Origin of the sequence: Arthrobacter sp. StoSoilB19 (assembly GCF_019977275.1) — a bacterium.
GTDB lineage: Bacteria > Actinomycetota > Actinomycetes > Actinomycetales > Micrococcaceae > Arthrobacter.
In genome coordinates this window covers 3520922-3545590 of the sequence record NZ_AP024650.1, presented here as the reverse complement: position 1 = coordinate 3545590, position 24669 = coordinate 3520922, and the positions used below count along the sequence as shown (strand labels likewise).

At 65.4% G+C, this 24669-nt stretch carries 27 protein-coding genes; 21 read left to right on the top strand and 6 right to left on the bottom strand.

Annotated elements, in window-relative coordinates; genetic code table 11:
• The first annotated feature begins 92 nt into the window (after nt 1-92).
• Genes LDO86_RS16410 through LDO86_RS16390 form a run of 5 tightly spaced genes read left to right on the top strand, consistent with a single transcriptional unit; the run spans nt 93 to nt 4863 of the window.
• Entirely contained in the window at nt 93-1622 is a 1530-nt protein-coding gene (locus tag LDO86_RS16410) for an extracellular solute-binding protein (RefSeq protein WP_224084116.1), read from the top strand.
• Entirely contained in the window at nt 1623-2597 is a 975-nt protein-coding gene (locus LDO86_RS16405) for an ABC transporter permease subunit (protein ID WP_018768916.1), read from the top strand.
• A 2-nt stretch (nt 2598-2599) separates the two neighbouring features.
• Complete coding sequence (locus LDO86_RS16400; protein ID WP_224084115.1) at nt 2600-3472, top strand: carbohydrate ABC transporter permease; 873 nt, start codon at nt 2600-2602, stop codon at nt 3470-3472.
• Nucleotides 3473-3495: 23 nt separating this feature from the next.
• Nucleotides 3496-4191 (top strand): rhamnogalacturonan acetylesterase, encoded by a 696-nt coding sequence (locus LDO86_RS16395; RefSeq protein ID WP_018768914.1) that lies wholly within the window; start codon nt 3496-3498, stop codon nt 4189-4191.
• A 15-nt stretch (nt 4192-4206) separates the two neighbouring features.
• A complete protein-coding gene (locus tag LDO86_RS16390) occupies nt 4207-4863 on the top strand; it encodes a DUF1961 family protein (RefSeq protein ID WP_224084114.1) in 657 nt (218 codons plus the stop codon).
• Nucleotides 4864-4958: 95 nt separating this feature from the next.
• On the opposite strand, the gene LDO86_RS16385 is transcribed toward LDO86_RS16390, so the two are convergent.
• Nucleotides 4959-5522 carry a hypothetical protein gene (locus LDO86_RS16385; RefSeq protein ID WP_018768912.1) on the bottom strand — a complete coding sequence of 188 codons (564 nt, stop codon included), beginning with the start codon at nt 5520-5522 and terminating at the stop codon, nt 4959-4961.
• A gap of 197 nt (nt 5523-5719) precedes the next feature.
• Nucleotides 5720-5902, bottom strand: a complete 183-nt coding sequence (locus LDO86_RS16380) for a hypothetical protein (RefSeq protein WP_018768911.1) — start codon at nt 5900-5902, stop codon at nt 5720-5722.
• Between LDO86_RS16380 and LDO86_RS16375 the strand changes: the two genes are divergently transcribed.
• A complete protein-coding gene (locus LDO86_RS16375; protein WP_043424831.1) occupies nt 5837-6214 on the top strand; it encodes an STAS/SEC14 domain-containing protein in 378 nt (125 codons plus the stop codon). The two genes, LDO86_RS16380 and LDO86_RS16375, sit on opposite strands and share 66 nt — an antisense overlap.
• Nucleotides 6215-6231: 17 nt before the next feature.
• Here the strand turns inward: LDO86_RS16375 and LDO86_RS16370 are convergent, their stop codons facing one another.
• Nucleotides 6232-7251 carry a LacI family DNA-binding transcriptional regulator gene (locus LDO86_RS16370; protein WP_018768909.1) on the bottom strand — a complete coding sequence of 340 codons (1020 nt, stop codon included), beginning with the start codon at nt 7249-7251 and terminating at the stop codon, nt 6232-6234.
• 150 nt (nt 7252-7401) lie between these two features.
• On the opposite strand from LDO86_RS16370, the gene LDO86_RS16365 reads away from it, so the two are divergent.
• The 8 genes from LDO86_RS16365 to LDO86_RS16330 all read left to right on the top strand — a co-directional run bounded on the left by LDO86_RS16365 (nt 7402) and on the right by LDO86_RS16330 (nt 15722).
• Complete coding sequence (locus LDO86_RS16365) at nt 7402-7746, top strand: L-rhamnose mutarotase (RefSeq protein WP_224084113.1); 345 nt, start codon at nt 7402-7404, stop codon at nt 7744-7746.
• A 120-nt stretch (nt 7747-7866) separates the two neighbouring features.
• Entirely contained in the window at nt 7867-9033 is a 1167-nt protein-coding gene (gene rhaI, locus LDO86_RS16360) for an L-rhamnose isomerase (protein ID WP_018768907.1), read from the top strand.
• Between the two features lie 6 nt (nt 9034-9039).
• The gene (locus LDO86_RS16355) at nt 9040-11076 is read left to right on the top strand and encodes a bifunctional rhamnulose-1-phosphate aldolase/short-chain dehydrogenase (protein WP_018768906.1); all 2037 of its coding nucleotides are present in this window, start codon (nt 9040-9042) and stop codon (nt 11074-11076) included.
• The gene (locus tag LDO86_RS16350; RefSeq protein WP_018768905.1) at nt 11073-12524 is read left to right on the top strand and encodes a rhamnulokinase family protein; all 1452 of its coding nucleotides are present in this window, start codon (nt 11073-11075) and stop codon (nt 12522-12524) included. The genes LDO86_RS16355 and LDO86_RS16350 overlap by 4 nt, the downstream gene beginning before the upstream one ends.
• 106 nt (nt 12525-12630) lie before the next feature.
• Nucleotides 12631-13650: an acetylxylan esterase gene (locus tag LDO86_RS16345; protein ID WP_018768904.1), complete on the top strand. Its 1020-nt coding sequence runs from the start codon at nt 12631-12633 to the stop codon at nt 13648-13650.
• Nucleotides 13651-13965: 315 nt separating this feature from the next.
• Complete coding sequence (locus LDO86_RS16340; RefSeq protein WP_018768903.1) at nt 13966-15105, top strand: 3-deoxy-7-phosphoheptulonate synthase; 1140 nt, start codon at nt 13966-13968, stop codon at nt 15103-15105.
• 154 nt (nt 15106-15259) lie between these two features.
• Nucleotides 15260-15472: a helix-turn-helix domain-containing protein gene (locus LDO86_RS16335; protein ID WP_018768902.1), complete on the top strand. Its 213-nt coding sequence runs from the start codon at nt 15260-15262 to the stop codon at nt 15470-15472.
• A 151-nt stretch (nt 15473-15623) separates the two neighbouring features.
• Entirely contained in the window at nt 15624-15722 is a 99-nt protein-coding gene (locus LDO86_RS16330; RefSeq protein ID WP_003792170.1) for an AURKAIP1/COX24 domain-containing protein, read from the top strand.
• Nucleotides 15723-15801: 79 nt separating this feature from the next.
• Here LDO86_RS16330 and LDO86_RS16325 read toward each other — a convergent pair whose 3' ends face one another.
• Entirely contained in the window at nt 15802-16620 is an 819-nt protein-coding gene (locus LDO86_RS16325) for an HAD-IB family hydrolase (protein ID WP_018768901.1), read from the bottom strand.
• 78 nt (nt 16621-16698) lie between these two features.
• Here LDO86_RS16325 and LDO86_RS16320 point away from each other — a divergent pair, with 78 nt between their 5' ends.
• Both LDO86_RS16320 and LDO86_RS16315 read left to right on the top strand, forming a co-directional pair.
• The gene (locus tag LDO86_RS16320) at nt 16699-16953 is read left to right on the top strand and encodes a glutaredoxin family protein (RefSeq protein ID WP_018768900.1); all 255 of its coding nucleotides are present in this window, start codon (nt 16699-16701) and stop codon (nt 16951-16953) included.
• A gap of 93 nt (nt 16954-17046) precedes the next feature.
• Nucleotides 17047-17751 carry a redox-sensing transcriptional repressor Rex gene (locus tag LDO86_RS16315; protein WP_018768899.1) on the top strand — a complete coding sequence of 235 codons (705 nt, stop codon included), beginning with the start codon at nt 17047-17049 and terminating at the stop codon, nt 17749-17751.
• A gap of 113 nt (nt 17752-17864) precedes the next feature.
• On the opposite strand, the gene LDO86_RS16310 is transcribed toward LDO86_RS16315, so the two are convergent.
• Both LDO86_RS16310 and LDO86_RS16305 read right to left on the bottom strand, forming a co-directional pair.
• Nucleotides 17865-18716, bottom strand: coding sequence for a hypothetical protein (locus LDO86_RS16310; RefSeq protein ID WP_018768898.1), 852 nt, complete (start codon nt 18714-18716; stop codon nt 17865-17867).
• 208 nt (nt 18717-18924) lie between these two features.
• The gene (locus LDO86_RS16305) at nt 18925-19473 is read right to left on the bottom strand and encodes a YceI family protein (RefSeq protein ID WP_018768897.1); all 549 of its coding nucleotides are present in this window, start codon (nt 19471-19473) and stop codon (nt 18925-18927) included.
• 215 nt (nt 19474-19688) lie between these two features.
• On the opposite strand from LDO86_RS16305, the gene LDO86_RS16300 reads away from it, so the two are divergent.
• The 5 genes from LDO86_RS16300 to ccsB are packed head-to-tail and all read left to right on the top strand — an operon-like array spanning nt 19689 to nt 24643.
• Nucleotides 19689-20369, top strand: coding sequence for a histidine phosphatase family protein (locus LDO86_RS16300; RefSeq protein ID WP_026265708.1), 681 nt, complete (start codon nt 19689-19691; stop codon nt 20367-20369).
• Nucleotides 20370-20404: 35 nt separating this feature from the next.
• Nucleotides 20405-20983 carry a TlpA disulfide reductase family protein gene (locus tag LDO86_RS16295; RefSeq protein ID WP_043424873.1) on the top strand — a complete coding sequence of 193 codons (579 nt, stop codon included), beginning with the start codon at nt 20405-20407 and terminating at the stop codon, nt 20981-20983.
• Nucleotides 20984-20997: 14 nt separating this feature from the next.
• Nucleotides 20998-21753, top strand: a complete 756-nt coding sequence (locus LDO86_RS16290) for a cytochrome c biogenesis protein CcdA (RefSeq protein ID WP_018768893.1) — start codon at nt 20998-21000, stop codon at nt 21751-21753.
• Nucleotides 21753-23531, top strand: a complete 1779-nt coding sequence (locus LDO86_RS16285; protein WP_018768892.1) for a cytochrome c biogenesis protein ResB — start codon at nt 21753-21755, stop codon at nt 23529-23531. Before LDO86_RS16290 ends, LDO86_RS16285 begins: the two co-directional genes overlap by 1 nt.
• Nucleotides 23531-24643 (top strand): c-type cytochrome biogenesis protein CcsB, encoded by a 1113-nt coding sequence (ccsB, locus tag LDO86_RS16280; protein ID WP_018768891.1) that lies wholly within the window; start codon nt 23531-23533, stop codon nt 24641-24643. The genes LDO86_RS16285 and ccsB overlap by 1 nt, the downstream gene beginning before the upstream one ends.
• The last annotated feature ends 26 nt before the right edge of the window (nt 24644-24669 follow it).

Sequence of the window (24669 nt, the reverse complement as noted above, 5' to 3'; positions counted from 1 at the left end):
GTGGCCCAGACCTGCCCGGACACGTGACTGAAACGTATCAACAAGGGGCGGAACAACCCCCAAGTACCCCAACGAAGTGGAAAAGGAAGAATATGATCCGCAGGAAACTTTCCCTGGCCGCCGCCGTCGTCACCGCCACGGCACTGAGTCTCACGGCCTGCAGCGGGAGCAACACTCCCGCTGCGGACCTCACCTCGGTCTCCATCATGGCCCCGTTCCTGGAGGCGCAGCCGCCAGCAGCGGACGGCGCGGTCCAGAAGAAGCTGGAAGAACTGACCGGCAAACAGGTCAAGATCAACTGGGCCCCCAACGCCTCCTATGAGGACAAGACCAACATCACGCTGGCCGGATCCGACATCCCGCAGGTCATGGTGATCCAGGGCAAGACACCCGGCTTTGTGAAGAACGCCCAGGCCGGCGCCTTCTGGGACCTCACGGACAAGCTGGACAAGTACCCCAACCTCAAGACAACTCTTCCGGACATCCAGAAGAACGCCAGCGTCAACGGCAAGGTCTTTGGGGTATTCCGGGGCCGCGCCCCCATGCGTACGGCCGTCATGTTCCGGCAGGACTGGCTGGACAAGCTGGGTCTCCAGCCGCCCAAGACCGTGGAGGACCTGTACAAGGTGGCCAAGGCCTTCACCGAACAGGACCCGGACGGCAACGGCCAGAACGACACCTACGGCATCACCATCCCTAAGTGGGGTGCGCTGGGCACCAACAGCCCCTACGACGTGATTGAGGAGTGGTACGGCGCGGGGAACCGCTGGACGGAGCGGGACGGGAAACTCATCCCCAGCTTCGAAACGGACGAATTCCTCGAGGCGGACCGGTTCATCAAGAAGATGGTGGACGAAAAACTCATCAACCCGGACTTCGCCACCTTTGACAGCACCAAGTGGAACGAACCGTTCTTCAACGGAAAGGGCGGCATCATTGTCGACGTCGATTCCCGGGTGAGCGTGCTGATCAACCTGTTCAAGCAGGCAGACCCCAACAACTTCCAGAACAAGGTGGGCTTCGTGGGCAACCTCGAAGGACCCGACGGCGAACTGCACGCGCACCCCACCGACGGCTACTCAGGATTCCTGGCCATTCCCAAGGCCAGTGTCAAGAGCGAGGCCGAGCTGGGCAAGGTCCTGCAGTTCCTGAACACCATGAACGGCAAGGACGTGGCCGTCCTGCTGAACAACGGCATCGAAGGCGTGAACTTCACGGTGGAGGACGGCAAAGCGGCCACCATCAAGCCCGAGACCGCTGAGGGCAAGGCTGTGACCACCGATATCAAGAGCTACGCGCAGCTTGGCATGAATGTGGCGGGCAACCAGTTCTACCCGGTCAAGCAGCCCACCGGCTACGAGCAGCAGGTGTTCGACAAGCGCACCGAAGTGATGGCGGAAGACTTGAAGAGCGCCGTCTACAACCCGGCCGCCCCCTACGTCTCAGAAACCTACGTTGCCAAGGGTGCGCAGCTGGACAACATTGTGGCCGATGCGCGCATCAAGTACCTCGCCGGCCAGATCGATGAGCAGGGCCTCAAGGACGCCATCAAGCTGTGGGGCACCAGCGGCGGCAACAAGGTCAAGGAAGAGATCAACAAGCTGTGGCAGGACAACAAGTAAATGGCAGCCCCTGTCATTGACACCCTCGCCGGGGAGCAGACGCGCGGGAATGCCACCGCTCCCCGGACCGGGGGCAGGTTCTCTGTCCATTTCGCCCACTACAAGTGGCTGTACCTGCTGCTCCTGCCCGGTGTGGTGTACTTCGCGGTGTTCCGCTACGCCCCCATGTACGGGGTGTCCATCGCGTTCAAGGATTACGTCCCGTTCCTTGGCGTGAACGGCAGCCCCTGGGTGGGGTTCCGGAACTTCGAGGACTTCTTCGCGAACCCCGACTTTCCCCGGCTGCTGGGCAACACCCTGATCCTGGCCTTCCTGAACCTGGGCGTGGCCTTTCCGCTGACCATCATCCTGGCGCTGCTGCTCAACGAGGTCCGGCTGTCCATCCTGAAGCGTACGGTCCAGACGCTGGTGTATATCCCGCACTTCCTGTCCTGGACCATCGTGGCATCGCTGAGCTTCCTGCTGTTCGCGTTGGATATTGGCCCGCTGTTCCAGCTCCTGAACAACGTCCTGGGCACCCACATTGATTTCCTGTCCGACCCCGCGTGGTTCCGGCCCCTGATCGTGCTGCAGGAAATCTGGAAAAACACGGGCTGGGGGACCATCATCTTCCTGGCGGCTCTGTCCACCGTGGACCAGGACCAGTATGAGGCGGCGATCATCGACGGCGCCGGCCGGTTTCGGCGGGTCTGGCACATCACCCTTCCCGCGATCCGTTCCACGATCATCGTGATGCTGATCCTGGCCATCGGGCAGATGCTCAACACGGGCTTCGAGCAGATCTACCTGATGACCAATGCCCTGAACCGGGAAGTGGCGGATGTCTTTGACACCTACGTCTACTTCGTGGGCATCACCCAGGGTGCCTACAGCTACTCCACCGCGGTGGGCCTGTTCAAATCCCTGGTGGGCATTTTGCTGATCTTCGGCACCAACGCCCTGGCCAAGCGATTCAACCAGAGCGGACTGTTCTAGCCATGAAAATCCACAACACCCGCGGCGGCCGCGTCTTCGATGCCGTCAACTACGTCTTCCTGTCCCTGATCGGCATCATCACGCTGTTGCCGTTCGTCTACGTCTTCGCCGGGTCCTTCGCCAACGAAGCCGACATCACCCGCCGGGCCTTTTTCGTGTGGCCGGAGCAGTTCACCCTGGGCTCCTACGAATACATCTTTGCCACCCCGGCGTTCATCCGCGCTCTGGTGACCACCATCCTGGTCACCGCGGTGGGCACCCTGGTCCAGCTGGCCTTCACCGTGACCATGGCCTACCCGCTGGCCAAGAAAACCCTCCGCGGCAGGAACGTCATCCTGTCCCTGGTGGTTTTCGCAATGGTATTCTCCGGCGGCATGATCCCTACCTTCCTGCTGGTCAAGGACCTGGGCCTGCTCAACACCTACTGGGCCCTGATCCTGCCCGCGGCCATCAACCCGTTCAGCCTGATCATTATCAAGAACTTCTTCCAGGAACTCCCCGCGGAGCTTGAGGAATCAGCCAAGATGGACGGCGCCACCGAGATTGGGATTCTCTGGCGGATCCTGCTGCCGCTGTCCAAACCGGTCCTGGCAACGTTCGCGCTGTTCTACGCCGTGGGCATCTGGAATGACTTCATGTCGCCCCTGCTCTACCTCAGCGACAACTCCAAGTGGACGCTCCAGATGTACCTCCGCCAGGTCACCGCCGCCTCGGACCTGCTGGGAACCGGCAACGTGGACCCCAACTACATTCCGCCGGAACAGGGCATCAAGTTCGCCGTGATCGTCGTGGCTACTTTGCCCATCCTTATTTTCTATCCGTTCCTGCAAAAGCACTTCGCCAAGGGCATGCTCATCGGTTCCGTGAAAGGCTGATCCGCCCGTTGAGGAAAGACACCATGAAGATCCTGCTGGCCGGAGATTCCACCGTGGCCAACTGTCCCACCCATGAGTTCCCCATGAGCGGCTGGGGTGCACACCTGCCTCCGCTCACGTACAGGTGGGGAGCGGTCCACAACTTCGCCAAGGGCGGGGCCAGCACGGAGTCCTTCCGCGATGACGGGCTGTGGGCGGCGCTGCTGGCGGAGGCCGGTGAAGGCGACGCGGTGCTCATCCAGTTCGGCCACAACGACCAGAAGAAGCAGCACCTGGCCGCCCGGACCGGCTACGCGGCCAACCTGCGCGCCATGGTGGGGGAGGTCCGGGACCGGGGCGCGGCTGCGGTGCTGTGCACCTCCGTGGAGCGGCGGCACTTCCTGGACGCGCCGTCGTCGGACGCTGTCCTGGCGGAAAGCCTGGAGGACTATCCGGAGGTGGTCCGCGAACTCGGCCTGGAGCTGGCGGTCCCCGTCGTGGACCTGAATGCCTGGACCCGGCGCCTGTACCGCCGGCTGGGGCCGGACAGATCCCGGGAGCTCTTTTGCCACTTCGGGCCCGGGGAGCACGCACATTGGCCTGCCGGCCTGGCGGACAACACCCATTTTTCCCAGTCCGGGGCTGCGTTGGTGGCGGGGGAAGTGGCCCGGCAGCTTGGTTCGCTGGGATACGGCGCGGCCGGCACCAAAGAGTTAAGTACGACGGCGGGACGCGGCTAGGTGGGCACGACGGGCTTGGAGACGGGCATCCTCTACAGCAACCCGCTGGCAGGACCGGATGACGTGGCCGGTTGGGTGGCGGAAGGGCCGCTGCGGATGGGGAGCCATGAAGGAGCCCTGGAGCTGTCCGGCGCACTGGACGACCAGGAGTTCGGCGACCACGCGCATTGGACGGTCTGGTGCCCCCGGGACTTCCCGGACGGCATCCGCATCAGCTGGGACTTCCGGCCGCTCGCGGAGCCCGGCTTGGCCATGCTGTTCCTTGCAGCCACAGGACAGGCCGGGCTGGACCTGTTCAGCCCGGCCCTTGCGACCCGGACGGGCTTCTATCCCCAGTACCACTCCGGCGACATCAACACCCTGCACGTCTCCTACTTCCGGCACAAGCACCCGTCCGAGCGTGCCTTCCGTACCTGCAACCTGCGCAAGAGCGCGGGATTTGAGCTGGTGGCGCAGGGTGCGGACCCGTTGCCGCCCGCGGAGGATGCCGCCGGCTTCTACCGGCTGGAGGTGGTGAAGGACGGGCCCCGGGTGGCATTCTCCATCAACGGCCTGCTCCTTTTTGAGTGGGACGATCCCTCGGGAAGGGTGCTTGGCGGCGGCCGGATCGGCTTCCGGCAGATGGCTCCGCTCCGGGCTGCCTACCGGAACCTGGTGGTGGAGAGGCTTTAGGGACAGCGCAAAAACTTGGGGGGACAGCGCAAAAGCGGACGGCCTCGAAGGGCCGCCCGCTCTTGGCAATACCTGGTTGTTGGAGTGCTGGGAGACTACAGTCCCAGGACCCGGTTGAGCAGGTTGGCCAGGCCGCTCAGGCCGGTCCCGCCGTCCAGGAGTCCGGTGATGGCGCACAGGAGGTTGCCCACCAGCTTGCCTGCGCCGGACTGCGCCACGATGTCCAATACCACCTGGTTCAGGTCGACGTTGAGTCCCAGGACATCGAGGTGAAGCGGGCCGAGGACAAGGTTCACCACGTCGCAGCCGCCACCGCCGCCGCCGGCCATGGTGGTGGGTGCAGCAGCGGCGGTTGTGGTTACCGTCTGGCTCACCTGGGTGGCCTTGCCGGCGAGGTCGGTGAAGGTGCCCTGCACCAGGCCGGTGACCATGAGCTGGCCGTCCTGGGCATCGAAGCCGGTGGGGGTGAAGGAGCCGGCAAAGCTGCCTACGCCGTCGATGGTCTGGTTGATGGTGCCCGTAACGCCGGCAACCTTTGATGACTGGGAGGCGGCAGAAGGAGCCGCGGGTGCTGCTGCCGTGGCCGGGCCTGCCATGCCAAAGAGCATGGCGCCGGAGAGGGCGAGAGCGGTGATTGAAGCTGAGACCTTGGTTCGCATTTTCGGTAAATCCTTTCAGCGCCGGGTGGCGGCGCAATGAATCCTCCGAGGCTCCGCCCCCATGGAGAACCCCGGCGGAACTGTTTATTTCAAATGCAGTTCATTTCAAATGCAGCCCTGGCGGGCCGCGACACGTGGCGTTTGACTGGTGATCCAGGCCACGGGCACGTCGACCAACCTATTAGTAAGCATGCTGATCAGTCAAGCCCGTCGGAGGGCAGGCCCGTGGTCCGGGGAGTGGCGCGCGCCTGGCTGTCCATGCGTGGGGCAAGATAGAGGGGTTCAGCAACTGCCCACTGGAGGGAGGCGGCGTCATGGAGCCCGTAACGGTCGACGGTGGCAAGGGCACCGTGGAATTGCGCACCGATGGCATCATCCATCTCATTTGGGAACCTCGTGTCCGGATAGAACTCCAGGATGCGCAGGCGGCCATGGCGACGGTGAACCGGATAGCCGGGGATGGCAGCTACCCCATGCTGGTGGATATGGCCACCACGGAGGCCGTCAGCAGGGATGCGCGGTCGGTCTTCTCCATTCCATGTGCGGCCAACCGCATCGCGCTGCTCGGGGCAAGTCCGGTGGACCGGATCATCGCCAACTTCTTCCTCGGCGTCCACATCCCACCCTGCCCCACCCGCTTTTTCACTTCGCGGGATGAGTCCATGAAGTGGCTGCAGCAGGGCGGAAACTAGCCTGGCCGGTGGGGTTGTCAGCCGGCGGTCGTTGCCGTGCTCTGCCGGATGACAAGCTCAGGCGTGAAGACCACTGACCGATGGACGGGGTTCTGGGACTCCACTTCTTCGGCCAGCAGCTCGATGGCTGTCCGGCCCAGCAGCTCGGTGGGCTGGCGGATGGAGGAGAGCGGCACCACGGCGGAGACGGCAAAATCGATGTCGTCGTAGCCGATCAAGGCCACGTCCTCAGGAATGCGGAACGTGTGCGTCATGGTCAGTGACTGCATGACACCCAGGGCCAGAAGATCGTTGGCGCAGAAGATCCCGTCCGGCAGTTCCGCCCGGCCGCGCTGCACCAGCATGTCGCCCACGCTGCGTCCCGCAAGGACCGTCTGCCCCTTTGAATCCAGCACCTCCAGCGTGGCGTCCGGCTCCTCCTTCACGGCCCGCCGGGCACCCTGGAGGCGGTCCGCCACCTGCCGGATGGACGTGGGGCCGCCAACGAAGGCGAGCCGGCGGCGGCCGGTGTCCAGCAGGTGCCGGGCTGCGAGGTACCCGCCGGCGTCGTCATCCACAGCGACTGAACTGAACTTTGATTCGTCAGCCAGCCGGTCCACCAGCACCGTGGGCACCCCGCGCTCGCGGAGGAGGTCCAGCCGCTCCGTGATGTCCCCCACCGGCGAAATCAACAGGCCCTGGACACGCTGCTCCTGGAAGAGGTCGATGTAATTGGCCTCCCGGCCGGCGTTGTGGCCGCTGTCGCCCAGCAGGACGGCGCTTCCCTGCAGTGCGGCGGCGTCCTCGGCGGCGCGGACCACGGAGGTGAAGAAGGGGTTGCCGACGTCCAGGACAATGAGTCCGATGGTGCGGCTGTGGCCCGCGCGGAGTTGCCGGGCGGCGTCGTTTCGGACAAAGCCAAGTTCATCGATGGCGCGCAGGACCCGTTCCTTGGTCCGTGCCGACACCCGGTCCGGATAATTCAGGACGTTCGACACCGTCCCCACGGCCACGCTTGCATGGTTGGCCACGTCCTTGATACTGGCTGTGCGGTTCATCGATTCTCCGTGCTGACTTGCCCGCTGCAGGAGGTTCCGTGCGGGAGATCAAAAGTTCCTGTCATTGCTTGACAGCTGCTCAAGTCCAAGAGTACTTTGAATCGTATTAATGAAACGATTCAAAGATCAACGTTTGAAAAAGGAGTCCCAATGAGGGTGTGCTTCCGTTCCTCGGTGCAGCCGGCGCTGATCAATGAATACCGTCGCCGGCACGCCGCGGTGTGGCCGGAGATGCTGCATGCGCTCAAGGAAGCGGGATGGCATAACTACTCCCTCTTCCTGGCGGAGGACGGCCTCCTGGTGGGCTACGTGGAGTGCGACGACTTTGACGCCGTCCGCGCCCGCATGGCCCTGACCGAAGTCAACGCCCGTTGGCAGGCGGAAATGGCAACCCTCTTTGCAGATTCCGGCCAGGCGCCCGACGAAGGGTTCCAGGTCCTGGAAGAAGTTTTCAACCTTGACAGCCAGTTGGCCGCACAGCCCTCGGCGGGCTGACGGGCTGAAGCAGGCAGCCCGCCGTCGAATCCGTCGGGCACCACCACCAGCACGGCTCCAGCAGCGGGGCACCCATCCACAACGCATCAGACAGACGCTCAGACACCGGAAAGAACCATCATGAATGACGTAGCAAAGGCGCTGGGCAGGCTCGGGGAGCTTGCCATCGAGGTCCCATCGTGGGCTTATGGAAATTCAGGCACGCGGTTCAAGGTGTTTGGCACACCCGGTACGCCGCGGACGGTCCAGGAAAAGCTGGCCGACGCCGCGAAGGTCCACGAGTTGACCGGGCTGGCTCCCACCGTGGCCCTGCATATCCCGTGGGACAAGGTGGACGACTACGCCGCACTGAAGGATTACGCCGCCGGACTGGGGGTGGGGCTGGGCACCATCAACTCCAACACCTTCCAGGATGATGAGTACAAATTCGGTTCCCTGACCTCCTCCAACGAGTCGGTCCGCCGCCGGGCCATCGACCACCACCTGGACTGCATCGACATCATGCACGCCACGGGTTCGAAGGACTTGAAGATCTGGCTGGCGGACGGCACCAACTACCCGGGCCAGGACGACATGCGCGGCCGCCAGGACCGGCTGGCCGAGTCCCTGCAGGAAATCTACGCGGCCCTGGGGGATGGGCAGCGGCTGGTACTGGAGTACAAGTTCTTTGAGCCGGCTTTCTACCACACCGATGTTCCGGACTGGGGCACTTCCTACGCCCAGACCCTGGCCCTGGGTGAGAAGGCGTTTGTCTGCCTCGACACCGGCCACCACGCGCCGGGCACCAACATCGAGTTCATCGTGATGCAGCTGCTGCGCCTGGGCAAGCTGGGTTCCTTCGACTTCAACTCGCGCTTCTATGCCGACGACGACCTGATCGTGGGTGCTGCGGACCCGTTCCAGCTCTTCCGCATCATGTGCGAGGTGATCCGCGGTGGCGGCTTCGGCAAGGATTCCGGTGTGGCCCTCATGCTGGACCAGTGCCACAACCTGGAGGAGAAGATTCCTGGCCAGATCCGTTCCGTCCTGAACGTCCAGGAAATGACCGCCCGCGCCCTGCTGGTGGACACCGCGGCGCTGGCCGAGGCGCAGCGCGCCGGCGATGTGCTGGCCGCCAACGGCATCTTCAACGATGCGTTCTACACCGACGTCCGCCCGGTCCTTGCCGAGTGGCGTGAATCCCGCGGCCTGCCCGCGGACCCGATGGCTGCCTTCAAGGCCAGCGGCTACCAGAAACAGATCAACGAGGACCGCCTTGGCGGCCAGCAAGCCGGATGGGGCGCATAACCAGCCATGAGCAACAAGACTGTTGAAGACCTGATTTCCCGTTCCAACCGCCTGGGTGCGGACAAACGGAACACCAACTTCGCCGGTGGCAACACCTCCGCCAAGGGCACGGAGAAGGACCCGGTCACGGGCGAGGATGTACAGCTTTTGTGGGTCAAGGGTTCCGGTGGTGACCTGGGCACGCTGAAGGCACAGAACCTGGCGGTGCTCCGGTTGGACCGGTTGACCGCCCTGAAGAACGTGTACCCGGGTGTTGAGCGTGAAGACGAGATGGTGGCGGCTTTCGATTATTGCCTGCACGGCAAGGGCGGCGCCGCTCCGTCGATCGATACGGCGATGCATGGTTTGGTGGACGCCGCGCATGTGGATCACCTGCACCCGGACTCCGGCATCGCCATTGCCACCGCCGTTGACGGGGAAGCACTGACCGCCAAGATCTTCGGCAACAAGGTGGTCTGGGTTCCCTGGCGCCGTCCCGGATTCCAGCTGGGCTTGGACATCGCCGCCATCAAGGACGCCAACCCGCAGGCCATCGGCACCATCCTGGGCGGCCACGGCATCACCGCTTGGGGCGCTACCAGCGAAGAAGCGGAAGCCAATTCCCTGTGGATCATCGAACAGGCCGAAAAGTACATCGCAGAGAACGGCACGGCCGAGCCCTTCGGCTCCAAGCTGCCCGGATATGCAGCCTTGCCGGAAGCTGAGCGCCGCGCCAAGGCCGCAGCCCTGGCACCTGTGATCCGCGGCCTGGCCTCCACGGACAAGCCGCAGCTGGGGCACTTCAGTGACGACGCCGTCGTCCTGGACTTCCTCGAAGCCGCCGAGCACCCGCGCCTGGGCACCCTGGGCACCTCCTGCCCGGACCACTTCCTGCGCACCAAGGTCAAGCCGCTGATCCTGGACCTTCCGGCCGACGCCTCCATTGAGGATTCGATTGCCCGGCTGCAGGAGCTCCACGCCGGCTACCGCGAGGACTACCAGGCCTACTACGACCGCCACGCGGATGCCGATTCGCCGGCGCTGCGCGGCGCCGACCCGGCCATCGTGCTCGTGCCCGGCGTGGGGATGTTCTCCTTCGGTGCCAACAAACAGACCGCCCGGGTTGCCGGCGAGTTCTACATCAATGCCATCAACGTCATGCGCGGCGCCGAGGCCATCTCCACCTACGCACCCATCGGGGAATCCGAGAAGTTCCGGATCGAATACTGGGCGCTGGAGGAAGCCAAGCTGGCCCGGATGCCCAAGCCCAAGTCGCACGCCACCCGCATTGCGCTGGTGACCGGCGCGGCATCCGGGATCGGCAAGGCCATCGCCACGCGCCTCGCCGCGGAAGGCGCGTGCGTGGTCATCGCCGACCTGAACCTGGAGAACGCGCAGAAGGTCGCTGAGGAACTCGGCGGCCCGGATGTCGCGGTCGGCGTCCAGGCCGACGTCACCGACGAAGCCCAGGTCGCCGCGGCGATCGACGCCGCCGTGCTGGCCTTCGGCGGCGTGGACCTGGTAGTCAACAACGCCGGACTGTCCATCTCCAAGCCGCTGCTGGAAACCACCGAAAAAGACTGGGACCTGCAGCACAACGTCATGGCCAAGGGCTCCTTCCTGGTGGCCAAGGCCGCCGCCAGGGTGATGATCGCCCAGGGCCTGGGCGGGGACATCATCTACATCTCCTCCAAGAACTCCGTGTTCGCCGGCCCCAACAACATCGCCTACTCCGCCACCAAAGCAGACCAGGCCCACCAGGTCCGGCTCCTCGCGGCCGAACTGGGGGAGCACGGCATCCGCGTCAACGGCATCAACCCCGACGGCGTGGTCCGCGGCTCCGGCATCTTCGCCGGCGGCTGGGGCGCCAAGCGCGCAGCGGTCTATGGCGTTGACGAGGAGAAACTGGGCGAATACTACGCCCAGCGCACACTGCTCAAACGTGAAGTCCTGCCCGAGCACGTAGCCAACGCGGCCGCCGTCCTCACCAGCAACGAACTGTCCCACACCACCGGCCTGCACATCCCCGTGGACGCCGGAGTAGCCGCAGCCTTCCTCCGATGAGTGCGGCTGTGTTTGCCGCCGTCGACATCGGTGCCTCCTCCGGGCGGCTCATGCTGGGCCGGGTCTCCCCGGACTCGGGGGTATCGCTGGAGACCGTCCACCGGTTCCCCAACGGTGTAGTGGAGCTCGACGGCGGCCTGCGCTGGGACTTCGACGCCCTGTTCGCGGAGGTCCTTGCGGGCCTCCGCGCCGCGGCTACGGCGGCGGCGGCGCAGGGCGAAACAATTGCCAGCATCGGCATCGACACGTGGGCCGTGGATTACGGCCTGGTGAACAAGGCCGGCGAGCTGGTGGCACAGCCCTTCAGCTACCGCGATGACCGGAGCAGGGCCGCCGTCGCGCCGGTGCACGCCACGCTGGACCCTGCACGGCTCTACCGGACCACCGGGCTGCAGTTCCTCCAGTTCAACACCATCTACCAGCTGGCCGCCGAGCGTAACCTGGCCGGGCTGAAGGCCCTGTTGATCCCGGACCTGATCGCGTTCCTGCTCACCGGGGTGCGCCGGACCGAGGCCACCAACGCCTCCACCACAGGGCTGTTCGATGCCGTCGCGGGGGAGTGGGCCACCGATTTCTTCACCGCGCTCGGGCTGCGGAAGGACCTGTTCCCGCCGCTGATCCAGCCCGGGGAAGCCTACGGGTACCTCCTGCCGGACATCGCCGCGGCCCTGGGACTGCCGCGTGAAACCACGGTGGTGGCGGTAGGTTCGCACGACACTGCGTCCGCCGTCGCCGCAGTCCCAGCGCAGGGCGAAAACTTTGCCTACATCTCCTCCGGCACCTGGTCCCTGGTGGGGCTGGAGCTGCAGCAGCCCGTCCTGACCGAGGCCAGCCGGGAAGCGAACTTCACCAACGAACGCGGCGTGGACGGCACCATCCGCTACCTGCGCAACGTGGGCGGACTCTGGCTCCTGAGCGAGTGCCAGCGGACCTGGGCGGGCGAGGGTTTCCAGCCTGACCTGGCCGCGCTGCTCTCCGCTGCCGCAGCCCTGCCTGCCGGCGGTCCCCAGGTCAACGCCGACGACCCCTACTTCATCGCCCCGGGCGATATGCCCGAGCGCATCCGGGCAGCAGTCCGGCGAACCGGGGACGTCCTGCCCAACGAGCCTGCGGCGATCACCCGCTGCATCATGGACAGCCTCGCAGCTGCTTATGCCAGGACCATCACCACGGCCGAACGCCTGGCAGGCCGTGAGGTGGACGTGGTGCACGTGGTGGGCGGCGGCTCGCAGAACACCCTGCTCTGCCAGCTCACCGCCAACGCCACCGGCCGCCCGGTCATCGCCGGTCCGGTCGAAGCCACCGCCCTGGGAAACGTGCTCATCCAGGCCCGCGCCGCCGGGGCTGCCACCGGGGGCCTGCCACTCCTGCGCGGAATCATCGCCGCCGGAACGGACCTTCGACGGTACGAACCCCAGGAGCTGACACTGAACGCCGCCAGGAATTGAACTCCTGGGTGTCCACAGGCCCAGGCGGCGGGATGCCGTCATCGTGCGCTAGAAATAGAGGAGCGTCCCGCTGGGGCGCCAACAACCGAAAGCAGGACGGACAACGATGCCCCTCTTCGACCTACCCCTGGCCCAGCTCCGCAGCTACACCTCCGACGTCACCCCGCCGGAAGACCTGGATGCGTTCTGGGATGCCACCCTGGCGGAGGCCCGTGCCTTCCCGTTGAACCCCGCGTTTGAGCCGGTGGAGAACTACCTGGCACTGATCGACACCTTCGACGTCACGTTCGCCGGCTTCGGCGGGGCACCGGTCAAGGGCTGGCTGCACCTTCCCGCCAACCGGGACGAGGGGGCCCGGCTACCGGTGGTGGTGAACTACATCGGCTATTCCGGTGGCCGCGGCCTGGTCAACCAGGACACGCGCTGGGCGCAGGCCGGGTACGCGCACTTCATCATGGACACCCGCGGCCAGGGGTACGGCGGCACCCTGGGCCACACCGCGGATCCCCACCCCTCGGCGGGGGATGTGGCGCACGCAGGCCTGATGACCCGGGGCATCGCGGCCCGGGAGGACTACTACTACCGCCGGGTCTACGTGGATGCTTTCCGGGCGGTGGAGGCGGCCCAGGCCCACCCCGCGGTCGATCCGTCCAAGGTGGTGCTGGCCGGAGTCAGCCAGGGCGGCGGCCTGGTGGTGGCCACGGCAGGGCTTACCGCGGGACGGCTCGACGGCGTCATCGCCGCGCTGCCCGACGTCCCCTTCCTCCAGGACTTTCCCCGCGCCATCGACATCACCCCGCGCGGGCCGTACCCGGAGATTGCCCAGTTCCTGGCACGCCACCGGGACCGCTATGAGTCCACCCTTGCCGTCCTCAACTACTTCGACGGCGTCAACCTGGCCGGCCGCGCCACCGCCCCGGCACTGTACTCCGCGGCGCTGATGGACGACATCTGCCCGCCGTCCACCGTTTTCGCCAGCTTCAACGCCTACGGTTCCGGATCGGGCGCCTCCTCCGCCAGCGGGGCGGACAAGGAGATCGAGGTGTACCGGTTCAACAACCATGAAGGCGGCCAGGAACATCACTGGATCCGGCAGCTCCAGTACCTCCGCAAACTCCTCGGCTGAGCCCGGGCAGCGGGCCGCTAAAGCCTAAGCTTGTTCGCGGATCCGCACCTTGTGCGTCCGGATCCGCGAACAAGCCCGGGATGGAATGTGACGGAAGCCGATTTTGCTCCCGCGGCGGCCCGGGTTTATGGTCTTTTCCATGACTAACCGTTGGTATGCGTATTTTTCGTTGGCTCTGGAGGGGCCCGCGTCTAACTGACACGCATCCAGCATTCCTTCAGAGCCAACAGGGCAGAGATTATTCTCTGCCCTTCGCCGTTTCTCCGGCGGGTTCTGAAATCCGGGCCCGCTTCCCATCTGGAACAGGACCCGAACATGAGCACCGCAACAGCACCGGCACAAACCACCTCAAACCAGCGCGCCAGCGACACCAAGTCCACGTCCAACCTGCGCGTCAGCGAGTTCACTCCGCTGCCCACTCCTTCCGACCTCCTCGCGGAACTGCCGCTGGACGCCCGGGCTGCTGCCGTCGTCGAACGCGGCCGCGATGAAGTGCGCGCCATCATGGACGGCGTGGACGACCGCCTGCTGGTCATCGTGGGTCCCTGCTCCATCCACGACCCCAAGGCAGGGCTGGAATACGCCCGCCGGCTGGTCAGCCAGGCGGAGAAGCACAAGGAAGACCTGCTGATCGTCATGCGGACGTACTTCGAAAAGCCGCGCACCACCGTGGGCTGGAAGGGCCTGATCAACGATCCACGGCTGGACGGCACCCATGACATGGTCACCGGCCTCCGCACCGCCCGGCTGTTCCTGCAGCAGGTCACCGCGCTGGGCCTCCCCACGGCAACGGAGTTCCTCGAACCGATCAGCCCCCAGTACATGGCGGACCTGATCTCATGGGGTGCCATCGGTGCCCGCACCACCGAGAGCCAGATCCACCGCCAGCTCGCGTCCGGGCTGTCCATGCCCATCGGCTTCAAGAACGGGACCGACGGCGGCCTCCAGGTGGCCATCGATGCATGCGGTGCCGCGGCGGCGGCGCAGGCCTTCCTGGGGATCGACGGCGACGGCCGGGCTGCGCTGGTGGCAACGGCTGGAAACCCGGACACCCACGTGATCCTGCGCGGCGGCCGCAAGGGACCCAACTACTCAGCGGCCGATGTGGAACGCGCCTCCGGTGAACTGGCAGGCAAGGGGCTGAACCCGCGGCTGATCGTGGATGCCAGCCATGCCAACAGCGGCAAGAGCCACCACCGGCAGGCTGAGGTGGCCCTGGAGATTGGCGCCCAGCTGGAGCAGGGCGGGGCTGCCGCGCGGGCCGTGGCCGGCGTGATGCTGGAAAGCTTCCTGGTGGGCGGCGCGCAAAACCTGGATGTTGCCGAGCACGCGGCCGGACGCGCGGAGCTGGTGTACGGGCAAAGCGTCACGGATGCGTGCATGGACTGGGACGTTTCCGCGTCCGTCCTTGAGCAGCTGGCGGCATCGGCACGGAAGCGGCGGCAGTCAGATTAGGGGCTGAAATAGGGGAAGCACTACTTTCACATCTGCCACATGAACATCTAGAGTATCTTTTTAGGTGGTTGGTGGATGGCTCAGCATCGTAACACCGCATTGGCACGTACCTGGGGTCACTGTTGTCCATCCGTCAGCAAAGGAAAATAGGGAAATGTCGGCAGAACAGAACTTCTCCAACGCGAAGTTCCTGACCGTGGCTGAAGTAGCCGAGGTCATGCGGGTCTCCAAAATGACTGTTTACCGGCTGGTCCACTCCGGCGAAATGCCGGCGGTGCGCTTCGGCCGCTCCTACCGGGTCCCCGAAAACGCCGTCGAACAGTACCTCAGGGGTGCTGTCGTGGAAGGCCACACCGAAACCGCCTGAGGCTGCCTGTCCTGAGCGGCTCCCGATAAGCGGTACCCTGTTAAGGAACGTTTTACGTCATTGTAAGAATCTGTCAGTTGTTCAGTTCGTAGCTTTGTCCACGGACATTCTCCATCAGACAGGTACTGCATCTAGTTTGTAAGGAACTTTCGTGGGTTCAGTTATTAAGAAGCGTCGCAAGCGTATGGCCAAGAAGAAGCACCGCAAGCTGCTTCGCAAGACCCGTCACCAGCGCCGCAACAAGAAGTAGCGATACTTCAAGCAGCGTGGAAATGCCCGTCGCCTTCCAAGGTGGCGGGCATTTCGTTTAACCCGGCAAGAGGTAAGAATTATGCCCGCGGGCCGCGGATGCGGGCGAAGCCCTTCCAGAGGCCGTAGATGGCCCCGCCGAAGGTGGCCGCCTTGAGTCCCAATGTCGCGGCACGGCGGCCTGCGCGGAAATCGTAAACCGGCCAGTTGCGGTCGCGGGCGTGGCGGCGCAGCCTGGCGTCCGGATTGATGGCCACCGGATGGCCCACCAGCGACAGCAGCGGGACGTCGTTGTAGGAGTCGCTGTAGGCCCAGCAGCGCTTGAGGTCCAGGCCCTCATCGTCGGCGATGGCCTGCACGGCCACGGCCTTGGCCGAGCCGTGCAGGATGTCTCCCACCAGCCGCCCGGTGTACAGGCCGTCCGAGACCTCGCCCACGGTCCCCAGGGCTCCGGTCAGTCCCAGCCGGGTGGAGATTACGGTGGCCACTTCGATGGGGGTGGCTGTCACCAGCCAGACGCGGCGGCCCACCCTCAGGTGCTGTTGCGCCAGCGCTTTGGTGCCGGGCCAGATCCGGGACGCGATCATCTCGTCATAGACTTCTTCGCCCAGCGCCTTGATGTCATCCACACTGATGCCCACGGCCAGGGTCAGGGCCGAGTCCCGGACGGCATGGACATCGTCCATGTTCTCGCCGCGGGCCACAAACTTGAACTGCTTCCAGGCCATACCCGCCGCCTGCCTCAGGGTGAAGGCTCCCCGCTGGTGCATCTTGCGGGCCACATGGAACAGGCTGGCACCCCGCATCAGGGTGTTGTCCACATCGAAGAACGCCGCCTCGCCGGGCTGCGGCGCAGCAACCGGCCGTGTGACTACGGCGACGTATTTCTCCTGGGGCATGGAGTTGAGTCTAGTCAATCCACTGGCCCGCCGCCGTCGGCGTCAGCCTCACGCCGGGAACGGCGATACCGTTAAGCCATGGCTACACCCCGCGTCGTCCTGGTCACCAAAGCTGACTGCCACCTTTGTGAGGAGGCGCGCGACGCCGTCGGCCGGGTCACTGCCTCTTTGGGCCTTACCTGGAGCGAAGAGCTGGTGGACAACCAGCCTGAACTGCGGGAGCGCTACGCCGAAGAGATCCCGGTGGTCCTGGTGGACGGCGTGCAGCGCGACTTCTGGAAGATCGACGAGGTCCGGCTGGCACGCGTGCTGCAGCGCGCCATGGGCCGGTAGGGCAGTGGCGGCAGTTTCTGATGGTCCTGGTTTTGAAGGCATGAGCGGCAGGGACCTAGAGTGGACTCACAACGCGACGCAAGGGAGGTGCGGGTGACATCCCTGGGTTCTTCGCCCCAGTCTGTCCCGGACCTTCCGGATGCCACGGGCGCACTGACCAAGCAGATACCTCCTGCCGCCGTGGCCCGGCTCACCATCTACCTCCGTGCCCTGAACACATTGCTGTCCGAGGGCGTGGAGCGCGTTTCCTCCGAATCCCTGGCAGAAGCCTCCGGCGTCAGTTCTTCAACCCTCCGCAAGGACCTGTCCCATGTGGGGTCCTATGGCACCAGGGGCGTCGGTTATGAGGTGCAGTACCTCAGCCGCCACATCGCCGCCGCGCTCGGACTGACCCACGACTGGAAAGTGGCCATTGTGGGCGCCGGCAACTTGGGCAAGGCGCTGGCACGCTACGGCGGCTTTGAGTCGCGCGGGTTCGATGTGGTGGCCATCTTCGACGCAGACCAGATGGTGGTGGGCAACGAGGTGGGATGGCTGCGCGTCAGCGACGTGGCAGACCTGGAGACCGTCCTGCACCGCACCGGGGCCAACATGGTGGTCCTGGCCCTTCCCGCGGCCGTCGCGCAGGGCGTTTGCGACCGTGTGGTGGCGGCAGGCGTGCGCAGCGTGCTGAGCTTTGCACCCGTGATGCTGCAGGTTCCCGAAGGGGTCAATCTTCGCAAGGTGGACATGGCCACTGAACTCCAGATCCTGGCCTACCACGCCCAGCGGGCCCAGACGCCCGGGCAGACGGCCTAGGGTTTCCCTGGAAGTTTTCCCCCGGCCCAAGTCTTGGCGGACCCGTTAAAGCAGGTGGCCCGGGATGCGAATGATGCATCCCGGGCCGCGTGCAGTGTCAGCGGGCGGAGTGGCTACCGCCCGTAGGGGTTGCCGAAGCCGCCCGAATAGGGGTTGGCGAAAGGCTGCTGCTTCCGGAAGTACGGGGCGGCTGCCGGAAGGTAGAGCAGCACGATGGCCGCAATTCCCAGGAGCGTTCCGATGGTGGCAAAGCTGGGGGGACCAAAGAGTCCGAAGACGGACAGTGCAGCGAAGACCGTTCCCAGGATGCGGGCCCAGTTCTTGCCCTTTCGGACGAAGAAGGCCACCAGCAGGTAGAGGGCCACGCCAATGATCGCGAACACCACCAGGGTGCCGGCGATGACCCCCTTAATGTCGTCATAGGTGACTCCACTGGCGCCTCCGGCCGCCATCTGGTCCTCGAATGTCCGCCGGAACACCGGATCATCCAGCTGCGTCAGCCCGGTCAGCAGGGAGATCACGAAGATCACTGCCGACGCGATCAACAGCCAGAACGAGATGTTCACCAGCTGCGGGACGCCGTTGCCTCCGGCCGGCTGCGGCTGCTCCGACGGGTACTGGCCGTAGGGGGACTGCCCGTAGGGCGGCTGGCCGTACTGTGGTGCATTCTGCCCGAACTGGGCGCCATACTGCGGCGGGTTCTGGCCGTAGCCCGGGGCCTGCGGCGCATTCTGGCCGTACTGGGGCTGGTTTTGGCCGTACTGCGGCGCTGCCGGCGGCTGGTTCTGGCCGTACTGGGGCGCGTTCTGCCCATATTGCGGGGCGTTCTGGCCATACTGCGGCGCATTCTGCCCGTAGCGGGGCTGCTGCTGGTCTCCGGACTGGGGGCTGCCGGCCTGTTCATGCCCCGGCTGGTCGTTGCTGGGGTCTTGGGGCGACGGGGGCGGGACGGGAGGAGTACTCATGGCGTTCCTTCTGCAGGTCGGGATCCGGGTAGGCTGCCGGGAATCAGTCCTCTGCCTTCCCCCAGCATGGCTTAAGTCCACCGTACCCCCGGCGGGCGGCGTTGTGGGTGATTCAGCGGGTATTGGCGCAGGTGGTTGCCGTTAAACAGGGAACCCCGGCGCCAGGCCGGGGAGGCCTGGCGCCGGGGTTGTGCCCTGGCGGGCGGAACTACGCTGCGGGGGCGATGAAGGCGAGTTCAAGGTTGATGGCAACCTTGTCGCTGACCAGCACGCCGCCGGCTTCCAGGACGGCGTTCCAGGTGAGGCCGAAGTCCTTGCGGCTGATGGTGGTCTCGGCGGAGACGCCGGCGCGGGTGTTGCCGAACGGATCAACGGCAACACCGTTGAATTCGGTTTCCAGGGTCACCGGGCGGGTGACACCCTTGATGGTCAGGTCGCCGGTGAGCTCGTAGCTGTTGCCCTTGGCCACCAGGCCGTTGGATACGAAGGAGATCTCGGGAAACTTCTCCACATCGAAGAAGTCCTCGCCCTTGACGTGGCCGTCGCGGTTGGCGTCGCCGGAGTCGAAGCTGGCGGTCTGGATGGTGGCGTTGATCCTGGACTCAGCCACATCCTGGCCCAGGTCCAGCGTGGCGGCGGCCTCTTTGAACTGGCCGCGGACCTTGCTGATGCCGGCGTGCCGGACAGTGAAGCCGATCTCGCTGTGGGAGTTGTCCAGGGTCCAGGTGCCGGTGGTGACGTCTGCGGGAAGTGCCATGATGTTGCTCCTTGTAAAGGTGTATGTACTGAGGTCCTGCCGTTGAACCTTCATCTGTTGAAGCCTCAACTAACTTGCTGCATCCAGTATAAACATGCATTTGCATGTTTTGTTCCCGTCCACGGAACATTTCTTCAAAAACTTAAGTTCTACTCTTTGTAGAAGGAGCGGCCCGAGATTTCGGATCGCACGCCATCTTTGAGAAACTGGTAAACATGCCCCAAGCCACTGTCCATCTGCTCCGCCACGGCGAGGTCCATAACCCCGAGGGCGTTCTCTATGGGCGGCTTCCCGAATTCCACCTCTCCGAACTGGGGCAGGAGATGGCCCGGACGCTAGCCGAATACTTCCGGCAGCGCGCCGAACGCGGCGCCCGCATCACCTACCTGGCCGCCTCCCCACTGGACCGCGCGCAGGAAACGGCGCGGCCGACGTCGGAAGCCCTGCAGCTGCAGGTCCACACCGACGAGCGGATCATCGAAGCGGAAAACTACTTTGAGGGCATGAAGGTCACCAAGGCCGAACTCCGCCGGCCCAGGCACTGGCCGCACCTGGTCAACCCGCTGCGCCCCTCCTGGGGCGAACCGTACAAGGAGCAGGCCGCGAGGGTGGCGGCCGCGGCGCAGGACGCCCGGCTGCGGGCCATCGAACTTGCTGCCGGCGACTTCGGTGCCCACGGGCCCGAGGCGATCCTGGTGAGCCACCAACTGCCGATCTGGGCTGCCCGGCTCAGCGCCGAAGGCCGGCCCCTGTGGCACGACCCACGCAAGCGCGAGTGCACCCTGACGTCCGTCACGTCCCTGGTGTTCGACGACGACGGCTCGCTTTTGCGGGTCGAGTACAGCGAACCCGCGGCGTCCCTTCTTCCCGGTGCCGCCAGCACCCCTGGAGCCTAGAAGTGAGCAACAACAACCTCCCCTCCCGCCGCAGCATGCTCGCCGCCGGCGGCATGGCCCTGACCGCACTGACCCTGGGCCTCTCCGGCTGTGCCCAGGAGGATGCGCTGGCCAAGCAGGCCAAGGCAGGGGACAACAAGAACTATGTGGCCGGCGACGGCTCCGTGACAGAGTTCGCCGCCGGGGACCGCAAGGAAGCCGTGCAGATCCAGGGTGCGCTTTTCAACGGCACTGCGGTAACCCCGGCCGACTTCAAGGGCAAGGTGAGCGTCCTGAATTTCTGGTTCGCCGCCTGCGCGCCGTGCCGCGTGGAAGCTCCCCTCCTGGAAGCGCTGCACCAGGAGTTCAAGGACCAGGGCGTGCAGTTCTTCGGCGTCAACCTCCGGGACGAGAAACCCACGGCGGAGGCGTTCGAAAAGACCTTCAACCTGACCTACCCGAGCTTTGACGACAAGGACGGAAGCGTCCTGCTGTCCGTGTCCGGCCTGGTACCGCCCGGCGCCGTGCCCACCACCCTGGTCCTGGACAAGCAGGGACGGGTGGCCTCGCGCGTCCTCGGCGAGATCGAGAAGGGCACCCTGAAAGCCCTCATCACCGCCGCCGTGGCCGAGTAGGGCGGGCCGGGACCATGAACAGCCCCTTCGCCGAAGCCATCCTCAGCGGCTCCATCCTGCTGGCCATTCCGGTGGCACTGCTTGCCGGACTGGTCTCCTTCCTTTCCCCCTGCGTCCTTCCCCTGGTTCCTGGCTACCTGGGTTACGTCACGGGCCTGAGCGGCGTGGACCTGCAAAAGCAGAAGCGCGGCCGGATGCTGGCCGGGATCGGGCTCTTCGTCCTGGGCTTCTCGGTGATCTTCGTCCTGCTGGGCGGCGCATTCGGTCAGTTGGGCACCCTCATTACCGGCAGCCAGAATGCCTGGATCACCCAGCTCCTGGGGGTCCTGGTGATCATCATGGGCATTGTCTTCATGGGCGGCTTCAGCTGGCTCCAGCGGGACGCCAAGATCCACGCCAAGCCGCCCGCCGGGCTCTGGGGAGCACCGCTGCTGGGCCTGACCTTCGGCCTGGGCTGGGCGCCGTGCATCGGCCCCACCTACTCGGCCGTGCAGCTCCTCAGCCTTTCCGGCGGCTCCTCGGCCGCCAAGGGCGCCTTCCTGGCATTCGTCTACAGCCTGGGACTGGGCATTCCGTTCCTGTTGATCGCGCTGGCCCTGCGCCGCGGAATGGGCGTCATGGCGTTCTTCCGCAAGCACCGCCTTGCCATCCAGCGGACCGGCGGCGGAATCCTGGTGGTGCTGGGCCTGCTGATGGCCACCGGCGTATGGGGAGCCTGGGTGACCGGGCTGCAGTACTGGTTCCAAACCGACGTGAAGTTGCCGATCTGATGAGCGAGCGTGTGAACGTAAAGAAGAAGCAATCCGCCCCCGTAGCGGAGGCAAAAGCCCAGGCCGCCCTTCCGGCCCTGGGCCCCAAGGGCATGCTGCGGTGGGCCTGGACCCAGCTGACCAGCATGCGCACCGCGCTGTTCCTGCTGCTGCTCCTCGCCGTCGCCGCCGTCCCCGGATCCCTGTTCCCGCAGCGGCCCGCCAACCCGGCCGTAGTGACCCAGTACATCAAGGACCATCCGGACTACGGCAAGCTGCTGGACTCCCTGCAGCTCTATGACGTCTACTCCTCGGCCTGGTTCTCGGCGATCTACCTCCTGCTGTTCATCTCGCTGATCGGCTGCGTGGTGCCGCGTGCCATCGCCCACTACAAGGCCATGCGCTCCCAGCCGCCACGGACGCCGCAGCGCCTGTCCCGGCTGCCGGAATACGGCACCCTGGTGATTCCCGCCCGCACCGGCATCCCGGCGTCGGAGGCCATCAACAGTGCGGCCGGACTGCTGCGGAAGCGCGGCTACCGGGTGGAGGTCAGGGACGCCGACGGCAACCGCCCGTCCCTGGGGGCCGAGCGCGGCTTCCTGAAGGAAGTGGGCAACCTCGTCTTCCACACCTCGCTCATCGGCGTGCTGGTGGCCGTGGCCGCAGGCGGCCTGTTCGGCTACAGCGGCCAGCGCATCCTGGTGGAAGGCGACACGTTCGTGAACACCCTGGTGGGCTACGACCAGTTCAACCCGGGCACCAACTTCCAGTCCAGCCAGCTGCAGCCGTACTCGCTCCAGCTGGACAAGTTCAACATCACGTTCGACCGCGAATCCAAGGGCAAGTTCGGCCAGCCCATCGACTTCGCCGCCACGGTGACCACCAAGGAAAACCCGGACGCTCCAGCCAAGCAGGAAATCCTGAAGGTCAACGATCCCGTGACCCTGGGCGGCACCAGCATCTACCTCACCGGCAACGGCTACGCACCGGTGGTGACCGTACGGGACGGCGCCGGCAACGTGGCCATGCAGGGCCCGGTGGTGGCCAAGCTGCAGGGCGATAACTACTACTCGTCCGTGGTGATCAAGGTTCCGGACGCCCAGCCGGACCAGCTGGGGTTCGTGGGCTTCTTCCTCCCCACCGCGTTCGTGACGGACAAGAACGTTTCGTTCAGTGCCGACCCCGAACTGTTCAACCCCCAGCTGACCCTGAACTCCTACTACGGGGACCTGGGCCTGAACACCGGTGCCCCGCAGAACGTCTTCGAACTGGATGTCAAGAACCTGACGCCGCTCAACGCCAGGAACCTCGCGGCCGGCGGCATCACGCTGGCACCCGGCTCCACCTTCACACTGCCGGACGGCAAGGGCACCATCAGTTTCGACGGCGTGAAGCGGTACATCGGCGTGGACATCCACCACAACCCCGGGCAGGTCTACGCCCTGGTCTTCGCTTTGCTGGCCGTGGCCGGCCTGATCCTCTCGCTCTACGTCAACCGCCGGCGCGTCTGGGTACGGACGGGCACCGCCGCGGACGGCCGCACCATGGTGGAATACGGACTCCTGGCCCGCGGCGAGGACCACCGCCTCGCGGGCGAGGCGGCAGCGCTCCGGAAACTGTTCTCCGCCGAGTGGCAGTTGCCGGAAGACACCGAAGACACGGGCCAGTCCCAGCAAACTCCCAGCCGGCGGGGCGATAATGTCGCAGGCTCCGCCGCTAATGCCGCAGGCTCCGCCGCTAATGCCGCAGGCTCCGTCACCACCCCAGCAGGCCCCACCGGGCCCGAAAAGGACCAGTAATGCCATTTGGAATCAATGAAACCATGGGCCAGTACAGCGAACTCTTCATGCTGCTGGCGGCGGGTACCTACACGGTGGCCTTCATCGCCTTCGCCTGGGACCTGGCCAAGAGCAGCAAGGCGCTGCGCGCTGTGGACCTCAGGGCCGCGCAGGCCGGTGCTGCCGCCAAGGTCCCCGTAACCGCCGGCGTTGCTGCCGGAGCAGGGGCGCGCGAAGGATCCCGCGGTGTTGAGGCCCGACTGGACGGGCCGGCCGGACGGGCCGAGCGCCCGTCGTCGTCCGCCGCCAAAGCCAGCGGTGCAGGAACCGGAGGCTTCATGACTGCCGACGGCGACATGAAGTACGCCGCCGAGCGCCGGGTTCCGGCGCGTGTTGCGGTGGCCGTGACCACCCTTGCTGTCGTCATCCACGGCGCCGGCGTGGTCACCAGGGCCCTGGGCGCAGGCCGGGTGCCGTGGGGCAACATGTACGAATTCCTCACCACCGGCGCCTTCCTGGTGGCGGCCGTGTTCCTGCTCTCGCTGATCCGCCGCGACCTCCGCTTCCTGGGCACCTTCGTGGTGGGCCTGGTGATCATCATGCTGGTGGCTGCCTCGGTGGCGTTCTGGACCCCCGTGGGACACCTGGTTCCCGCCCTGCAGAGCTACTGGCTGGTCATCCACGTTTCCATCGCCGTGCTCTCCTCGGCGCTGTTCACCCTGACCTTCGCGATGTCCGCACTGCAGCTGGTGCAGACCCACCGGCAGAAGACCGTGGCCGCCGGCGGTGCCGACAAGCTCGGCTTCATGCGTCTGGTGCCCTCCGCGCTGAGCCTGGAAAACCTGTCCTACCGCATCAACGCCATCGCCTTCATCGGCTGGACCTTCACCCTCATGTTCGGTGCCATCTGGGCGGAAAAGGCCTGGGGCCGGTTCTGGGGGTGGGACACCAAGGAGGTCTGGACCTTCGTGATCTGGGTTGTCTACGCCGGCTACCTGCACGCCCGGGCCACCCGCGGCTGGACCGGAACACGGGCCGCCTGGCTGTCGATCGTGGGCTACCTTTGCGTGATCTTCAACTTCACCATCGTCAACCAGTTCTTTAACGGACTCCACTCCTACTCCGGCCTTTAAACAAGGGCCTTTCGGCCCCTAAAACG

Bases quoted from the DNA above. Each gene is read 5' to 3' on its own strand.
- LDO86_RS16410 (WP_224084116.1), top strand. From the start codon at position 93: ATGATCCGCAGGAAACTTTCCCTGGCCGCCGCCGTCGTCACCGCCACG.
- LDO86_RS16405 (WP_018768916.1), top strand. From the start codon at position 1,623: ATGGCAGCCCCTGTCATTGACACCCTCGCCGGGGAGCAGACGCGCGGG.
- LDO86_RS16400 (WP_224084115.1), top strand. From the start codon at position 2,600: ATGAAAATCCACAACACCCGCGGCGGCCGCGTCTTCGATGCCGTCAAC.
- LDO86_RS16395 (WP_018768914.1), top strand. From the start codon at position 3,496: ATGAAGATCCTGCTGGCCGGAGATTCCACCGTGGCCAACTGTCCCACC.
- LDO86_RS16385 (WP_018768912.1), bottom strand. From the start codon at position 5,522: ATGCGAACCAAGGTCTCAGCTTCAATCACCGCTCTCGCCCTCTCCGGC.
- LDO86_RS16375 (WP_043424831.1), top strand. From the start codon at position 5,837: ATGGAGCCCGTAACGGTCGACGGTGGCAAGGGCACCGTGGAATTGCGC.
- LDO86_RS16380 (WP_018768911.1), bottom strand. From the start codon at position 5,902: ATGGATGATGCCATCGGTGCGCAATTCCACGGTGCCCTTGCCACCGTC.
- LDO86_RS16370 (WP_018768909.1), bottom strand. From the start codon at position 7,251: ATGAACCGCACAGCCAGTATCAAGGACGTGGCCAACCATGCAAGCGTG.
- LDO86_RS16365 (WP_224084113.1), top strand. From the start codon at position 7,402: ATGAGGGTGTGCTTCCGTTCCTCGGTGCAGCCGGCGCTGATCAATGAA.
- rhaI (WP_018768907.1), top strand. From the start codon at position 7,867: ATGAATGACGTAGCAAAGGCGCTGGGCAGGCTCGGGGAGCTTGCCATC.
- LDO86_RS16355 (WP_018768906.1), top strand. From the start codon at position 9,040: ATGAGCAACAAGACTGTTGAAGACCTGATTTCCCGTTCCAACCGCCTG.
- LDO86_RS16350 (WP_018768905.1), top strand. From the start codon at position 11,073: ATGAGTGCGGCTGTGTTTGCCGCCGTCGACATCGGTGCCTCCTCCGGG.
- LDO86_RS16345 (WP_018768904.1), top strand. From the start codon at position 12,631: ATGCCCCTCTTCGACCTACCCCTGGCCCAGCTCCGCAGCTACACCTCC.
- LDO86_RS16340 (WP_018768903.1), top strand. From the start codon at position 13,966: ATGAGCACCGCAACAGCACCGGCACAAACCACCTCAAACCAGCGCGCC.
- LDO86_RS16335 (WP_018768902.1), top strand. From the start codon at position 15,260: ATGTCGGCAGAACAGAACTTCTCCAACGCGAAGTTCCTGACCGTGGCT.
- LDO86_RS16325 (WP_018768901.1), bottom strand. From the start codon at position 16,620: ATGCCCCAGGAGAAATACGTCGCCGTAGTCACACGGCCGGTTGCTGCG.
- LDO86_RS16320 (WP_018768900.1), top strand. From the start codon at position 16,699: ATGGCTACACCCCGCGTCGTCCTGGTCACCAAAGCTGACTGCCACCTT.
- LDO86_RS16310 (WP_018768898.1), bottom strand. From the start codon at position 18,716: ATGAGTACTCCTCCCGTCCCGCCCCCGTCGCCCCAAGACCCCAGCAAC.
- LDO86_RS16305 (WP_018768897.1), bottom strand. From the start codon at position 19,473: ATGGCACTTCCCGCAGACGTCACCACCGGCACCTGGACCCTGGACAAC.
- LDO86_RS16300 (WP_026265708.1), top strand. From the start codon at position 19,689: ATGCCCCAAGCCACTGTCCATCTGCTCCGCCACGGCGAGGTCCATAAC.
- LDO86_RS16295 (WP_043424873.1), top strand. From the start codon at position 20,405: ATGCTCGCCGCCGGCGGCATGGCCCTGACCGCACTGACCCTGGGCCTC.
- LDO86_RS16290 (WP_018768893.1), top strand. From the start codon at position 20,998: ATGAACAGCCCCTTCGCCGAAGCCATCCTCAGCGGCTCCATCCTGCTG.
- LDO86_RS16285 (WP_018768892.1), top strand. From the start codon at position 21,753: ATGAGCGAGCGTGTGAACGTAAAGAAGAAGCAATCCGCCCCCGTAGCG.
- ccsB (WP_018768891.1), top strand. From the start codon at position 23,531: ATGCCATTTGGAATCAATGAAACCATGGGCCAGTACAGCGAACTCTTC.